The organism is Novosphingobium sp. BL-S-20 (assembly GCF_055521635.1).
The window spans coordinates 1,812,964-1,827,960 of sequence record NZ_CM145493.1 but is presented as its reverse complement, the minus strand read 5'-3'; the positions used below and the strand labels follow the sequence as shown (position 1 = coordinate 1,827,960).

The following is a 14,997-nucleotide window of genomic DNA, read 5'->3' as shown; positions in this document are numbered from 1 at the left end:
GAGCAGTTTCCGAAGTGCATCGGGTCAACTGCTCCAGGCTTCCGATTTGGCGGATTTTCCGAGTCATCGGGTGATGTTACCCGATTGGGAAATACTCTAATCTCTCGCTCTCTTCGCGAAAAACCCTATCGCACAAAAGCACAGGAGCGGCAGGCTCATGGCCGCCTGCAAGTCGAGCAGTTCGCTCAGCAGGCCCATGAGCGGCGGGAATACGGCGCCGCCGATGATGGCCATGATGATGAGCGACGATCCCAGCGCCGTACCTTCGCCCAGATCGCGGATTCCCAGCGCGAAGATGGTTGGGAACATGATCGACATGAAGAGGCTGGTCAGCGCCAGCGCGGCTATGGCTCCATATCCGGGCAAAACCATGGCGAGCAGCGTGAGCACGACGTTGGCAGCGGCAAATGCTCCCAGTAGCCGCGTCGGCTTGATCCGCTGCATGATCGCGGCCCCGGCGAAGCGGCCGAGCATGAAGAGAAGCAAGCTGGCCGAAAGGAGGAAGGAGGCCGTCTTCTCCGGAGTTTGCGGGGCAAGATGCTTCACGAAATCGACGAAGTAGCTCCAGATTCCAACTTGCGCGCCAACGTAGAAAAACTGGGCGATTACCGCGCCGCGAAGCTGGCGATGGCGCAGGACGCCTGCGAGCGATCCCGAGGCGGCATCGACCTCGCGCGGAATGGTCGGCAGGCGCACGCGGGAGATGGCCAGGCCGAGAACCATCACGAACAGGGCCAGGCACAAGTAGGGCGCCTGCACCATGGCCGCTTCGGATAATCGGTAGCTTTGCAGTTCCGTCGCGGACATGCGGGCGATGTCCAGCGCGCTGTGCTCGATGCCCGAGAAGATGAAGAGGCCGCCGACGACCGGTGCGACGACTGCGCCGAGCCCGTTGAATGCCTGGGCCATGGTCAGCCGCTGCGATGCGCGGTCGGGATCGCCGAAGCGGGCGATGAAGGGGTTTGCGGCCGTTTCGAGGAATGCCGCGCCGGAGGCCAGCACGAACAGCGCGAGCAGGAAGCCGTCATAGCGGTGCAGTTCGGCGGCCGGGTAGAACAGCAGGGCGCCGGTCGCATAGAGTGCCAGGCCCAGCAGAAGGCCCATGCGATACCCGAAGCGGCGCAGAAGCAGCCCGGCGGGCAAGGCCCAGAAAAAGTAGGCCAGGTAGAACACGAACTGGATGAACCCGGCTTCCGCGCGCGAAAGCGCGAGAGCTTTCTGAAACTGGCGAATCAGAATGTCGTTGAGGTTATTCGCCAGCGCCCACGCAAAGAACACGCTCGTGACCAGAATGAACCCGGCCCTGAACCCCGGTGTCACGAAACGGCCGTTACCTTGCGGCAGGCTTTCCCGATCTTCGGCCGGAACGGCTTCGCCCAGCGACGCGGGCGGCATTGTCATGACCATACGCACCTCTCTCCCATGCGCATCCTGTTGCGGCAGAGAGACAAAGACAATGCTTTCGACATTATCGGTTGCACCACTGCCGATGACTTGATAACTTTCACATATCAAAAGTGCTGTCAAATACGATAGCTAGGGGAAGAGAGATGAACGGCCGGGTCGATGCGCATCAGCACTTCTGGCGATATTCGTCGGACGAGTTCGCGTGGATTCCATCCGCGTCCGTGTTGGCTCGAAGCTATGGGCCGCAGGACCTGATGCCGCGACTGGCGGCGGCGGATATCGCTGCAACCATCGCCGTCCAGGCGCGGGAGACCGACGAGGAAACGCGCTGGCTGCTGGATCTGGCCGAGGACAATCCCTGGATCATGGGGGTTGTCGGCTGGATCGATTTGCGCGCACCGGATCTGACAGTGCGGCTTGCCGACCTCTCTTCCAGGGCGAAGCTGCTCGGCTTTCGCCATATCGTGCAGGACGAGCCCGACCCATGCTTTCTGCTCGGCGGGGCATTTCAGCGCGGCGTTCGCGCGGTGCTGGCGGCGGGTCTGGTCTACGAAGTGCTCGTGAGGGCGCCGCAACTGGAGCATCTGCCTGCATTTCTCGATGAAGTGGCCCATGAACCGGAGGCCGGCGAGAGGATCGTGATCGATCATGGCGGGAAACCGGCCATCGCGGAAGGGGAATGGGAACCATGGGCGGGGCGCATCGCCGCGATTGCCCGAGACTATCCGGTCTTCTGCAAGCTGTCGGGCCTCGTGACCGAAGCGGACCACGGCGCGTGGCAGGAAGCCGAGGTCATGCGATACATGCAGCATCTTCTCGATTGCTTCGGTCCGGAACGGCTGATCTTCGGATCGGACTGGCCGGTCTGCCTGCTCGCCGGATCTTACGAGCGCGTTCATGCGCTGACGCAGAAATTTCTCGAACCCCTCGCGGAAAGTGAGCGGGAAGCGATCATGGGCGGCAATGCACGCCGCATTTACGCACACGTCGACAAGGCGGTGCAGGGAGAGGTAGCGAAGTGAACCTGGACGATTTATCCATTTCCCGCCGCGAACTGGTCGCGGGCGGTTCCACAATGGCTGCCCTTTCGCTGATCGGCGGACCGGCTGCCGAGGCTGCCGAGACTGCGGCGGCGCACGAGGGCGGCGACGATGTCCTGTGGTATCGCCAGCCTGCAAGCCAGTGGACCGAGGCCTTGCCCATCGGCAACGGCCGCATCGGAGCGATGGTCTTCGGCGGCATTGCCGAGGAACGGCTGCAACTCAATGAAGATACCCTGTGGGCGGGCGGTCCTTACGATCCGGTCAATCCGCAGGCCAAAGCGGCCCTGCCCGAAGTTCGCAGGCTGATCTTCGAAGGTCGCTACGACGAGGCGCAGCAACTGGCCAAGGACAAGGTCATGGCCGTGCCGCTGCGCCAGATGTCCTATCAGACGGTGGGCGACCTGCTGCTGTCGTTCCCCGGACTGGGTGAGCCCGATGCAGGCAGCTATCGGCGCGAACTGGATATTGATGCGGCGCGGGCCACGACCCGGTTCCGGGCAGGTGGCGTGGATTACACGCGCACCCTTGTCGCCTCTCCTGCCGAGCAGGTGATCGCGGTGCATCTTACCGCGTCGAAGCCTGGTGCGATCGGCTTCGATCTGAAGCTGACTTCGCCGCAGAAGCAGCATTCGGTGCAAGTGCTTGCCGGTGGTGAAATCCTGCTCGCGGGGAACAACAACGAAGGCTTCGGCATTCCCGGTGCGCTCCGGTTCCAGGCGCGCGCCCGCGTGATCGCCAGTGGCGGCAAGGTCGCCGCCGCGGGGGAAGTCCTGAGCCTACGCGGCGCCGACGAAGCGACCATCCTGATCGCGATGGCTACGAGTTATCGCAGTTATTCCGATGTCGGCGGCGACCCCGAAGCCACGACCAAGGCGCAGATCGTCGCTGCGGCGAGGCTGCCTTTCCGCACCATTGCCGAGAAGACGGCGCAGGATCACCGGGCGATCTATCGCCGGGTGTCGATCGACCTCGGCCGGACGGCGGAAGCGGACAAGTCCACCGACGAGCGCATCGCCCGGTCCGAGAGTGCGAACGATCCGGCCCTGGCCGCGCTCTATTTCAGATATGGGCGCTATCTGCTCATCACCTCTTCGCGTCCCGGCTCGCAGCCGGCGAACCTTCAGGGCATCTGGAACGATAGCGTCAATCCGCCCTGGGGATCGAAGTACACGATCAACATCAATACCCAGATGAACTACTGGCCCGCCGAGCCGACGGCCATGCCCGAGATGGTGGAGCCGCTGATCGCCATGGTGCGCGATATCGCCCGGACCGGCGCGCGCACCGCGCGGGACATGTACGGCGCGCGCGGCTGGGTCTGCCATCACAACACCGATTTGTGGCGCGCCACCGCGCCGATCGACGGGCCGCAGTTCGGGCTCTGGCCGATGGGCGGCGCGTGGCTTTGCCTGCACTTGTGGGATCGCTACGACTACGGCCGGGACGCGCAGTACCTCGCCGGCGTCTATCCGATTCTGAAGGGTGCCTGCGAATTCTTCCTGGATACCCTGGTGAAGGATCCGAAAACCGGCTGGATGGTCACCAATCCTTCGCTTTCGCCGGAAAACAACCATGGCCATGGGGAGGGCTCGCTCTGCGCCGGGCCGACGATGGACATGCAGATCATCCGTGCCCTGTTCACCGCCACGGCTTCCTCGGCGGCTGTGCTGAAGCGCGACGCTCCGTTCGTGACGGAACTGGAGACGATGCGCGCCAGGCTGGCTCCCAACCGCATCGGTGCGCAAGGCCAGTTGATGGAGTGGCAGGACGATTGGGACGCAGGCGCGAAGGACGTGCATCATCGCCATGTCTCGCATCTCTTCGGCCTGTTTCCCGACGCGCAGATCAACCCGGACGATACGCCGGACCTTGCCGCCGCGGTGAAGAAGTCGCTGGAAATTCGCGGCGACAAGGCGACCGGATGGGCAACCGCCTGGCGCATCAATCTCTGGGCGCGGCTGCGTGACGGCAACCATGCCCATTCGATCCTGCGCTTCCTGCTGGGGCCGGAGCGGACTTATCCCAATATGTTCGATGCCCATCCGCCGTTTCAGATCGACGGCAATTTCGGCGGGGCATCCGGCATTTCCGAGATGCTGATGCAGAGCATCGGGACCGGGATTCATCTGCTCCCCGCCCTGCCGGACGCATGGCCGGAGGGGGCGATCCGGGGCCTGCGCGCGCGCGGTGCCTGCATGGTCGACCTTGCATGGAAGGGCGGCGCCCTTGGGCAAGCCCGCGTCGTTTCCGCGATCGGCGGCCGCCACGAGATTCGCTGCGGCAAGGCGCGCCGCACCATCGATTTCAAGCCGGGCCAGGCGGTCGTGCTGGCCGGTCCGGATCTGCGCACCGTTTAAAGGAGCCATCATGAGACTTGCCGGAAAGAAGGCGGTGGTGACAGCCGCCGCCGCCGGGATCGGCCGCGCCGTGGCCGAACGATTCCTTGCCGAGGGCGCGGCGGTCCATGCCGTCGATCGCGACGGAGACGGCCTGGCGACGCTTCAGGGCGCGACGCCGCACGCGGTCGACCTGACGGACCCGAATGCCGCTGCCGGACTGGCCGCATCGACGGGTGAGGTGGATATATTGGTGAACTGCGCCGGGATCGTCTTTCCCGGCACTTTGCTGGATTGCAGCGAGGAGCAGTGGGCCGCCTCGTTCGACCTCAACGTTACGGCCATGTTCCGCCTGGCCAAGGCCTATCTCCCGGCAATGAAGGCGCAGAGAGCGGGGTCGATCGTCAACATATCCTCGGTAGCGTCCTCCCTGATCGGCGTGCGCAATCGCTTCGCCTATGGCGCGAGCAAGGCGGCGGTCATCGGCCTCACCAAATCGATCGCCGCCGATTTCGTCGCCGAGGGGGTGCGCTGCAACGCAATCTGTCCCGGCACCGTCGAAAGCCCTTCGCTGCGTGCCCGCATGCAGGCGCAGGCCGAAGCCGATGGCGCCAGTTTCGAGGATACCCGCGCGACGTTCGCCGGACGGCAGCCGATCGGCCGCCTGGGGCGCCCCGAAGAGATCGCGGCGCTCGCGCTCTATCTCGCTTCGGACGAGAGCGCCTTCACCACCGGCACCACGGCGGTGATCGACGGGGGATGGACGGTAGAATGACACGCATAACGGCCCTGCGCACCGCCGACATCCGTTTTCCGACCAGCCAGGCGCTGGACGGATCGGATGCGATGAATCCCGATCCCGACTATTCGGCCGCTTACGTCATCCTTGAAACCGACGCCGGTCTGGAAGGCCATGGCCTGACGTTCACGATCGGTCGTGGCAACGAGATCTGCGTCGCCGCCATCGAGGCCTTGGAGCCGCTCGTCGTCGGTCTCGATCTCGACTGGGTGCGCGCGAATCCGGCGCGCTTCTGGCGGCACGTTACCGGAGACAGCCAGTTGCGCTGGATCGGTCCCGACAAGGGCGCGATGCATCTGGCTACCGGCGCGGTCGTGAATGCCGTCTGGGACCTTTGGGCCAAGGCCGAAGCGAAGCCGGTCTGGCAGCTTGTTGCCGACATGAGCCCCGAGGAGATCGTCGGCTGTATCGATTTCCGCTACATCACGGACTGCATAACCCCCGAAGAAGCGCTCGATCTTCTGACCGCGCGCGCGCAAGGCCAGGCGCAGCGCCGGGAACGGCTGCTGGAGGCGGGCTATCCCTGCTACACCACGTCCGCCGGCTGGCTCGGCTATTCGGACGAAAAACTGCGGCGGCTGGCCCGCGAGGCGGTCGCGGCGGGGTTCCGCCACGTCAAGCTCAAGGTCGGTCGCGACCTAGAGGACGACATTCGCCGCCTGAGGATCGCGCGCGAGGCGGTAGGCGCGGACTGCCGCCTGATGATCGACGCCAACCAGATCTGGGAAACCGGGCAGGCGATCGATTGGGTCAAGGCTCTGGCCTTTGCGGAGCCCTGGTTCATCGAGGAGCCCACCAGCCCCGACGACGTCGAGGCGCACCGGGCGATCCGCGAAGCCATCCATCCGATCCGGGTCGCGACGGGCGAGATGTGCCAGAACAGGGTGCTCTTCAAGCAGTTCATCATGCGCGGTGCGATCGATGTCGTGCAGATCGACAGTTGCCGTATCGGCGGCGTCAACGAAATTCTTGCCGTATTGCTGATGGCGGCCAAGTATGACCTGCCGGTCTGTCCGCATGCGGGCGGCGTCGGCCTGTGCGAGTACGTCCAGCATCTGTCGATGATAGACTACTTGTGTTTTTCGGGCACGCTGGAGGATCGGGTCATCGAGTATGTGGATCATCTGCACGAGCATTTCGTCGATCCCTGCGTGATCCGGGACGCCGCATACATGCCGCCGCAACGGCCGGGCTTCTCGATCGAGATGAAGCCGCAATCCATAGCGCAATATCGGGTGGACTGATGGATCTGGAACTGGAAGGCAAAGTCGTCGTGGTCACGGGCGGCGGGGCGGGAATCGGCGGTGCGATTTCGCTGGGGCTGGCAGCGGAAGGCGCGATACCCGCAATTCTGGGACGCAGCGCGCTGAAGGCGGGTTTCGAAGCCGAAATCCGTGCCTTGCAGCCCGAGACGATCTTCGTGCAGGTTGATGTGAGCGACGACGGGGCTTGCCGCGACGCCGTGGCGCGGATCGCCGATGCGGGGCGGGGCATTCACGGTCTCGTCAACAATGCCGGGACCAACGACGGCGTCGACCTGGAAGCCGGCACCGCGGCGTTCATGGCCTCGGTCGAGTCCAACCTCGCGCATTACTATGCGATGGCGCACCATTGCCTGCCGCACTTGCGCGCGAGCCGGGGCGCGATCGTCAACATCTCGTCCAAGACGGCGGTGACGGGGCAGGGGGGCACCAGCGGCTACGTGGCAGCCAAGGCGGCTCAACTCGGCCTGACGCGGGAATGGGCGGCAGCCCTGCTTGCCGATGGCATACGCGTCAATGCAGTGCTGCCGGCCGAAGTGATGACTCCCCTCTATGCCCGCTGGATCGAAAGTTTCGACGATCCGCAGGCCAAGCTCGAGGAAATCTCCCGCCGCATCCCCCTGGGCCGCCGTATGACCACCGATCGGGAGATCGCCGATACGGTCCTGTTCCTGCTGTCCGGCCGGTCGAGCCACACGACCGGGCAATGGATATTCCCCGATGGCGGCTACACCCATCTCGATCGCCTGCTCGGGTGAAGGAAATGCCATGAATCCGACGCGGCGGGACTTTGCCCTGGGGCTGGCGGGCGTGCCGCTGGTCTGCTTTCCGGCCCATGCGAAAACGCGCCTCGATGCTGTAATCGGTCCCGGAGAACACGGCGACATGCCGCGGTTTCCAAGCTTGCGCGCGTTTCTCGACAGCGACATCGGCCGTGCCCACATGCCGGTGAGCGTGCGCATAGTTGCGGGCGAGCACTGGGGGCAGACGATCGTGGAACGGCCCAATCTGCGCCTGTTCGGCGATGGCCGGGACCGGACGTTCCTGCGTGCCGGCGCCTATGCAGGCGCTATCGCGCCGGACGGCAAGCCTTAACACGCCGCGGAAAAAGTCAGTTTCGGACCGTTTGAGCGCCTGATTTTGATTAGGTTTAGCGCCAACGGGGTGGTGTCATCGGTATCTGTTGACTGCCGCGCTTGCCAGGACCCTTCTTTCTGCGGATTTCGGGCACAGTTATGCTGCCACCAGCAGCTTTGGTAGCCTGATGAGATTGTAAGCCGCAGCGGTCAATGTGAAGTTCCACCCCACGCGGGCTTGCCCTCGATGTCGGGTCTTGCGCAGGTTTCCGCTGGTCTTGGCCCAGCCAAAGACCTCTTCGATCCGTTTCCTGATCCGCTGAGAAACGGCGTAACCAGGGTGGCGGGTGGTGCGCCCATCAATGGCGGAGCGCCTGCCATTGACGTTCTGTGCCACGTGCGGGGTAACTCCGATCTCGCGCAACGCGGCGACGAAGTGGACGGTATCGTAGGCTTTGTCTGCCGCCAGCGTGATGCGATGACGCCCCTTCATACGGCTAAGCATGGTCAGCGCGGCCTCCCGTTCGGCCGTGCCCGTGGCATGGGTGAGCGTTGCATCCACAACCAGACCGTGCCGGTTTTCCATGAGGACATGGGCCATGTGGCACAGCTTCGCGGCCTGACCGCGTGCCTTCTTGAATAGCCGGGCATCAGGATCGGTGGTTGAGGCGTGGGTGAGGTTGCTCCACTTCTCGCCATGGAAATCGCGCTCAGCATTGCGCCCCTTGGCCTTGGCGTGACCGTTTTGTCCGGTACCCGAAGCGCTGTCGTCGTCGTCACCGTCCGAGGCGGTGTCATCCTTGGGCCTGAAGCTCTTTATGCTCGCCCAGGCTTCGATCAGCGTACCGTCCACCGAGAAGTGGTCGTCTGACAGCAGCGCCTGCACGCGCGATTGCCCTACGATCGCGGACAGAAACTTGGCGGCGATATCGCCGCCAAGCAGCCTCTCGCGGTTCTTGGTGAAGACCGTCACATCCCAGATCGGCGCATCCATCGCCAGCCCTACGAACCAGCGGAAAAGCAGATTGTAATCCATCTGCTCCATCAGCTGGCGTTCCGAGCGGATCGTATAGAAGGCCTGCAGCAGCAGCGCACGCAGCAGCTTCTCGGGCGGGATCGACGGCCGGCCAATACGCGAGTACATCGCGTCGAAATCCCCCGACATCACCTCAAACGCCTCGTCGACAATTGCACGGATTGCCCGCAGCGGATGATCCGCCGGTACCCGAGCTTCGCAGCTCACGTAAGAAAACAGCCCTTCGCTCCGGTGATCGCCGCCGCGCATCTTCAATCCTTCAACCTCGGTCGAGGCGACTTGAATCACCTCAACGGCCTCAAGGGAAGTTCCTTTTTCCGCGACCTGTTAAGGCACCTTCCGCAGCGCCGTGCTCGACGTGCGCGCGCCGGGCTTCCACATGCAGGATCTTTCGATCGAGAATGCCTTCGATGCCTGGAGCGAGATGCGCAAGCCGGATGGCCTCAAGGCCGACGAAGGCGGAAGCCAACAGGCCATAGCCCTCACGCTCGGCGATACTTCCGACCGCGCGACGATCCTGCGGTGCGGTATGATCAGCCACCAGGACACGCTGTTCTGCGCAGGCGGACGGGCGCTTTTCGTGGATTGCCGCATGTCGGGAAGCTACGATTTCGTCTTCGGCGGCGCGGCAGCGCGTTTCGAGCGCTGCGAGATCGTCTCGCGCCCGCGAACCGAGCCGGTGGAAGGCTATATCGCCGCGCCCAGCACGATGCTCGATCGGCCTGCCGGGCTGGTCTTCGATCGATGTGCGCTGGTGGCGGAAGCGGGTGTACCGGACGGCAGCGTCTTCCTGGGCAGGCCATGGCGGGTCTCGCGCCGGGTGGCAGGCGAGTCGGTGCCCGACATGGATTCGGTAGGTATGGCAGCCTATTTGCGCTGCCTCATGGGCCGTCACATCGCCCCGAGCGGCTGGACGCGCATGTGGTTCGGCACGCCGCGCCGATGGTTCGAACCCGAAGACGCGCGCTTCGGGGAATATGCTAACAGCGGGCCGGGCGCCCTGGGCAAACGACGCGGCCTCGCCCTGACGGATCGGCAGGCGGAAGCGCTCTCCCGCAGCCGCATGTTCGGGGACTGGAGCCCGGAAATCTGACTTCGCCTTCATAGGGCGAAGCGCTGGTCCTCGAATGCGAGGTTAGGTGGGCGGTGCTGCCCCTTCGTGGCTCCGTCCGTGAATGAATTACCATATGCAAAAATAGTTTGCACATATGATAATAAACTCGGTATGGTTCCTTACCGATCCGGCGAGAATCGGCAACCTCGGAGAGACCCTTTGCAGAGCATCGTGAGGATCAGTTGCGTGGAACCGGGCAAGCTGGTCGTCGATGGCTGCGACATGCCGGTTGCCGGACCGGGCGAAGTGCTGGTGCGGATCCGACGGGTTGGTATCTGCGGTACGGATTTCCACATCGTGCGGGGCACGCAGCCCTATCTCACTTATCCTCGCGTGCCGGGACATGAACTTGCGGGAGAAGTCGTCGCGGCGGCCAGGGGGAGCCTGTGGCAGCCCGGAATGCAGGTCTGCATCATGCCCTATCATTCCTGCGGCACTTGCATTGCCTGCCGCGCGGGCAAGACGAATTGCTGCACCGACATCAGTGTCCTGGGTGTCCACAAGGACGGCGGCCTTGCCGAATACCTCGCGATCGACGAGCGCTATCTGATCGCGGCAGATGGCCTTTCTCTGGATGAGATCGCCATGGTCGAGTTCCTGTCGATCGGCCGCCACGCCGTCCGCAGGGCGGCACTGCGGGCAGGCGAGCGGGTTCTGGTCGTGGGGGCAGGGCCGATCGGCATGGCAACGGCGTTCTTCGCTGCCCGCGCCGGGGTGCTAGTGACCGTCGTGGATGGCAATGCCGCCCGTGTGGCGCTTTGTGTCGACAGGCTCGGCGCACATCATGGCGAAGTTGCGGGCATGGAGACGGCCCAGCGTCTCTCGGCGCTGACCGACGGCGATTTCTTCGACTGCGTGTTCGACGCCACGGGCAATGCCGCGGCGATCGAGACCGGATTCGCCTATGTCGCGCATGGCGGACGCTATGTGCTGGTTTCCATCGTCAGTGCTGACATCCGGTTCAGCGACCCCGAATTCCACAAGCGCGAAATGAGCCTGCTGGGCAGCCGCAATGCCACGCATGAGGACTTCGCCAATGTCATCGGCGTGCTGCGCGCAGGGGAATTCCCGTTGGATGCCGTTATCAGCCACAGGCTGCCCTTCGCCGAAGTTCCCGAGGCGATCGCGCGGTTGATGCTGCCGGATGCCGGCGTCATCAAGGCCCTGGTTGTTCTTTGAAGGAGAATATCGCGTGAAGTTGCTCAGGTTCGGCGAAGCAGGGCGGGAACGTCCGGGTGCCCTGGATGAAGAGGGGCGCATCCGCGACCTGTCCAGCCACATCGATGACATCGCGGGCGCGGTCCTGACCGCCGAGGGACTTGCCGGACTGCGCGCGCTCGACCTTTCGGCGTTGCCCGTGGTCGAGGACGGGGTTCGCCTCGGCGCCTGCGTCGGCCGGATCGGCAAATTCGTGTGCATCGGCCTCAACTACCGCGATCATGCGGTCGAGAGTGGTATGGCGATTCCTGCGGAACCCGTTGTTTTCAACAAGTGGACCAGTGCCGTCTGCGGCCCGAACGACGATGTGGTACAGCCACGCGGTTCCGACCGCCTCGACTGGGAAGTCGAACTCGGCGTGGTGATCGGCAAGGCCGGATCCTATATCGAGGAAGCCGACGCGCTCGACCATGTGGCGGGTTACTGCGTTGTCCACGATGTCAGCGAGCGCAGCTTCCAGTTCGATCGCGGCGGCACCTGGGACAAAGGCAAGGGTTGCGACACCTTCGGTCCGACCGGACCCTGGCTCGTCACCCCCGACGAAGTGCCCGATATCGCGGCGGCCCGTCTCTGGCTGGAAGTCGACGGCGAACGGCATCAGGACGGCACGACCGCCGACATGATCTTCACGGTGCCGCAGATCATCGCGCATCTTTCCCAGTTCATGAGCCTTCAACCGGGCGACGTGATCTCGACCGGAACGCCCGCCGGCGTGGGCCTCGGCCTGAAGCCGCCCCGTTACCTGCGTCCTGGCAACGAAGTCCGCCTCGGCATCGACGGGCTGGGCGAGCAGCGCCAGCGGGTAGTCGCTCCCATGTAATTTCCAAGAGGGCCGGCCCTGACAGAGATCGGTGGCGGCCGAGGAGAGGAAGACAAGAATGAGGTATTTGCACCAGACCGCCTCGCTGATCGCCCTGCTGGCGACGGGGGCCGGCGTTCCTGCCTTGGCGCAGGACGCCGCGCAGCCCAAAGGCGCTTCGACGTCGAAAATTGATAGCGCTACCGAACAGGAAATCATCGTTACCGGTATTCGCCGCAGCCTTGAGGATGCGGTGAACATCAAGCGCGCCGCGCCCAATCTGGTGGAAGCCATCTCGGCCGAGGACATCGGCAAGTTTCCCGATCGCAACCTGGCGGAATCGCTCCAGCGCGTGACCGGCGTGCAGATCACCCGCAACAAGGGCGAGGGCAGCGGCGTAAGTGTTCGCGGCCTGTCGGAAAACTTCACCCGCACGCTCTACAACGGGCGTGTGCTGACGTCTCCCAACGGCACGCGCGGGTTTTCCTTCACCTCGATGCCGACCGATTTCGTCAGTACGGTGGAAGTGAGCAAGACGCCCACGGCCGACATGATCGACGGCGGCCTTTCGGCAACGGTCAACGTCAAGATCAACCGGCCTGCGGACGTGGGCAAGAACATCGTCACGGTGGTTGCCGAAGGGCTTTACGAGACCAACCCGAAGAAAGTGACGCCGCATGTCTCCGCTTTCGTGAACCGCGTGTTCGGCGACGGCAGCTTCGGCGTGAATCTCGGCGTGAACTACGAGAAGCGCAAGGTCATCCAGGCGGGCTTCACCGGCTACGGCATCGAGCAGCGCAAGGAGAATGCAACCGGCGGCTACGACTACAACCTCGACGGCGTCAGGTCCGATACAGCCTATGGCTTCGACCACGCGACCACTTTCGTTTCCGACGAAGGCGACTTCGAGCGCAAGGCGATCGTCGGCGGCCTGCAGTGGAAGCCGGCGGACAACGTCAACCTCTACGCCGATGGTCTTGCCACCTGGTTTACCGATGGCTTCAATCGGTTCGAACATCAGTTGCGTTGGACCAACATCGGTGGCCTCAACGGCGCCGTGCGCGGCAGCACCGTCGGCGAGAACAACCTGCTCACGTTTCTCGACGCGGACGGGGTGGATCACCAGTCCAACAATCTGGACTGGGTGACGAAGGACCGTACCCTCAACTTCGCGCTGGGCGGCGACGTCGTTTTCGGCCAACTGACCGTTTCGGGCGAGGCCACTTACGGTCGTTCGGTGCGCAATGTCTCCGACCGCAATTCCTTCGCGCCGATCTCTCGCGCCTCGGCGTCCTACGACATCGGCGGCGATCTCGGCGGGGTGCCGGATATCGCGTATACGCGCGGTTACGATCCGCTCGATCCGAGTACGTTCTACTTCCGCAGCTTCTCCGCCATCCGTGGGCAGAAGACCACGGAGACGAACAAGAGCGGCCGCCTCGACCTGAAATACGATTTCGACGGCGGCTTCGTCCGCAGCATCAAGCTCGGCGGCTACTATGGCGAGGACGAGATCGAGTTCGGTGCCCGGCCCCGCTATTTCGTGAGCCCGCAGGTGCTCTCCGAAATCTACGGCACGCCTTATCTTGCGGGCGTCGAGGGTGGGGCGATCTCGGCGGCGAACCTGCTCAAGGTAGTCGATTACTCGCGCTTCATCGGTGACGGTCTGGGCGTCTTCCTGGTGCCGGACTATTCGAAGCTGTTCGCCGACGTCGATCTCGACGAGGTGCTGGCGAAAGGCACGCTCACCATCGACCGTACCAACCAGTTCACCGTGGGCGAAAAAGTGCTGGCCGGCTACGCCCGCGCCGATTTCGCCACTGCCGACGAGCGGCTTTCAGGCAATATCGGTCTGCGCTTTGTGCATACGCGGGTGACTTCGGACGGCTTCGGCGCGGACATCGCCAATGCGGAGCTGCAGAACGACAGCATCACCCTGATCGTGCCGGACAGCGGGCCGATCTCATTCAGGAACTCGTACTCGAACTGGCTGCCCAGTTTGAACTTGCGCTTTGCAGCAAGCGATAGTTTCGTCATCCGCGCGGGTCTGGCACGGGCCATGACGAGACCCGATCTCAATCGCCTTGCCCCGTCGGTGGCGATCAACGCCAACGTGCGTACGATCACCACGCAGAACCCGTTCCTCAAGCCCTATCTGGCCGATCAGGCGGACCTTTCGCTCGAATACTACTTCGGCAAGGCGGGCCTGCTTTCGGCAGCGGTGTTCTACAAGGACGTGAAGAACTTCATTGTCGACACCACCTCGGTCGAAACCCGTACGATCCGCTCGACCCTGACCGGCACCGTCACGTTGGACTTCCGGACCTTCCGGCCCGACAACGGCGACGGCGGCAAGATCAAGGGGCTTGAGCTGAACGCGCAAGTGCCGCTGGACATGCTGCCTTCACCGTTCGACGGGCTGGGCGTAACCTCCAACCTGACGCTGCTCGATGTGAGCGATGTGGCGACGACCGCGGGAGGTCCGAAAGTGCCGATCCCCGGCGTTTCCAAGCGCAGCTACAATCTCGGCGCCTATTACGAGAAGGCGGGCTTCGGTGTCCGTGCCAACTATTCCTACCGCAGCGCCGCGATCAACAACCTGTCCGGCACCTTCGGAGACGGCGACCGTCAGAAGCCTTACGGCCAGCTCGATATTTCGGCGAACTATGATGTCAGCGCGCTTCTGTCCCTGACCTTCAACGCCAGCAATGTCACCGGCGCGACGCTGAAGCGCGAAACCCTGCAGGGGGTTCTCCTCAGCGAATACGACTTCGGTCGGCGCTTCACCGGCGGTGTTCGCGTAAAATTCTAGATGCTTTCGAAAAACCCGATCGGTCTGATGGCCGATCGGGTTTTCCGGGCCTTGGGATCCTCCCCCTGTCGGCCGCGCGACTCCCTCCGCGGCCG

At 63.7% G+C, this 14,997-nt stretch carries 11 protein-coding genes and 1 pseudogene; 10 read left to right on the top strand and 2 right to left on the bottom strand.

What is annotated here, in order from left to right; all coding sequences use genetic code 11:
* Positions 1-96 precede the first annotated feature (96 nt).
* Positions 97-1,527: an L-fucose:H+ symporter permease gene (fucP, locus tag ACZ1II_RS07520; RefSeq protein WP_465143787.1), complete on the bottom strand. Its 1,431-nt coding sequence runs from the start codon at positions 1,525-1,527 to the stop codon at positions 97-99.
* A gap of 23 nt (positions 1,528-1,550) precedes the next feature.
* Here fucP and ACZ1II_RS07515 point away from each other — a divergent pair, with 23 nt between their 5' ends.
* Genes ACZ1II_RS07515 through ACZ1II_RS07490 form a run of 6 tightly spaced genes read left to right on the top strand, consistent with a single transcriptional unit; the run spans position 1,551 to position 7,942 of the window.
* On the top strand, positions 1,551-2,429 hold the full coding sequence (locus tag ACZ1II_RS07515) for an amidohydrolase family protein (protein ID WP_465143786.1): 879 nt from the start codon (positions 1,551-1,553) through the stop codon (positions 2,427-2,429).
* Complete coding sequence (locus tag ACZ1II_RS07510; RefSeq protein ID WP_465143785.1) at positions 2,426-4,807, top strand: glycoside hydrolase family 95 protein; 2,382 nt, start codon at positions 2,426-2,428, stop codon at positions 4,805-4,807. Before ACZ1II_RS07515 ends, ACZ1II_RS07510 begins: the two co-directional genes overlap by 4 nt.
* A gap of 10 nt (positions 4,808-4,817) precedes the next feature.
* On the top strand, positions 4,818-5,561 hold the full coding sequence (locus tag ACZ1II_RS07505) for an SDR family oxidoreductase (protein WP_465143784.1): 744 nt from the start codon (positions 4,818-4,820) through the stop codon (positions 5,559-5,561).
* Complete coding sequence (locus ACZ1II_RS07500) at positions 5,558-6,829, top strand: L-fuconate dehydratase (protein ID WP_465143783.1); 1,272 nt, start codon at positions 5,558-5,560, stop codon at positions 6,827-6,829. The genes ACZ1II_RS07505 and ACZ1II_RS07500 overlap by 4 nt, the downstream gene beginning before the upstream one ends.
* Positions 6,829-7,605 (top strand): L-fucose dehydrogenase, encoded by a 777-nt coding sequence (locus tag ACZ1II_RS07495; protein WP_465143782.1) that lies wholly within the window; start codon positions 6,829-6,831, stop codon positions 7,603-7,605. The genes ACZ1II_RS07500 and ACZ1II_RS07495 overlap by 1 nt, the downstream gene beginning before the upstream one ends.
* A 10-nt stretch (positions 7,606-7,615) precedes the next feature.
* Entirely contained in the window at positions 7,616-7,942 is a 327-nt protein-coding gene (locus ACZ1II_RS07490) for a hypothetical protein (RefSeq protein WP_465143781.1), read from the top strand.
* A 138-nt stretch (positions 7,943-8,080) separates the two neighbouring features.
* On the opposite strand, the gene ACZ1II_RS07485 is transcribed toward ACZ1II_RS07490, so the two are convergent.
* Entirely contained in the window at positions 8,081-9,208 is a 1,128-nt protein-coding gene (locus tag ACZ1II_RS07485) for an IS5 family transposase (protein WP_465144525.1), read from the bottom strand.
* 97 nt (positions 9,209-9,305) lie between these two features.
* Between ACZ1II_RS07485 and ACZ1II_RS07480 the strand changes: the two are divergent.
* The 4 genes and pseudogenes from ACZ1II_RS07480 to ACZ1II_RS07465 all read left to right on the top strand — a co-directional run.
* Positions 9,306-10,052 (top strand): annotated as a pseudogene (locus tag ACZ1II_RS07480) (pectinesterase family protein); the annotation flags it as partial.
* A 192-nt stretch (positions 10,053-10,244) separates the two neighbouring features.
* Positions 10,245-11,252 carry a zinc-binding alcohol dehydrogenase family protein gene (locus tag ACZ1II_RS07475; RefSeq protein ID WP_465143780.1) on the top strand — a complete coding sequence of 336 codons (1,008 nt, stop codon included), beginning with the start codon at positions 10,245-10,247 and terminating at the stop codon, positions 11,250-11,252.
* A 13-nt stretch (positions 11,253-11,265) separates the two neighbouring features.
* The gene (locus tag ACZ1II_RS07470; RefSeq protein WP_465143779.1) at positions 11,266-12,111 is read left to right on the top strand and encodes a fumarylacetoacetate hydrolase family protein; all 846 of its coding nucleotides are present in this window, start codon (positions 11,266-11,268) and stop codon (positions 12,109-12,111) included.
* 58 nt (positions 12,112-12,169) lie between these two features.
* The gene (locus ACZ1II_RS07465) at positions 12,170-14,902 is read left to right on the top strand and encodes a TonB-dependent receptor (RefSeq protein ID WP_465143778.1); all 2,733 of its coding nucleotides are present in this window, start codon (positions 12,170-12,172) and stop codon (positions 14,900-14,902) included.
* Positions 14,903-14,997: the final 95 nt, after the last annotated feature.

Coding starts and splice junctions, on each gene's coding strand:
- ACZ1II_RS07515 (WP_465143786.1), top strand. CDS start 1,551: ATGAACGGCCGGGTCGATGCGCATCAGCACTTCTGGCGATATTCGTCG.
- ACZ1II_RS07505 (WP_465143784.1), top strand. CDS start 4,818: ATGAGACTTGCCGGAAAGAAGGCGGTGGTGACAGCCGCCGCCGCCGGG.
- ACZ1II_RS07500 (WP_465143783.1), top strand. CDS start 5,558: ATGACACGCATAACGGCCCTGCGCACCGCCGACATCCGTTTTCCGACC.
- ACZ1II_RS07495 (WP_465143782.1), top strand. CDS start 6,829: ATGGATCTGGAACTGGAAGGCAAAGTCGTCGTGGTCACGGGCGGCGGG.
- ACZ1II_RS07490 (WP_465143781.1), top strand. CDS start 7,616: ATGAATCCGACGCGGCGGGACTTTGCCCTGGGGCTGGCGGGCGTGCCG.
- ACZ1II_RS07485 (WP_465144525.1), bottom strand. CDS start 9,208: ATGCGCGGCGGCGATCACCGGAGCGAAGGGCTGTTTTCTTACGTGAGC.
- ACZ1II_RS07465 (WP_465143778.1), top strand. CDS start 12,170: ATGAGGTATTTGCACCAGACCGCCTCGCTGATCGCCCTGCTGGCGACG.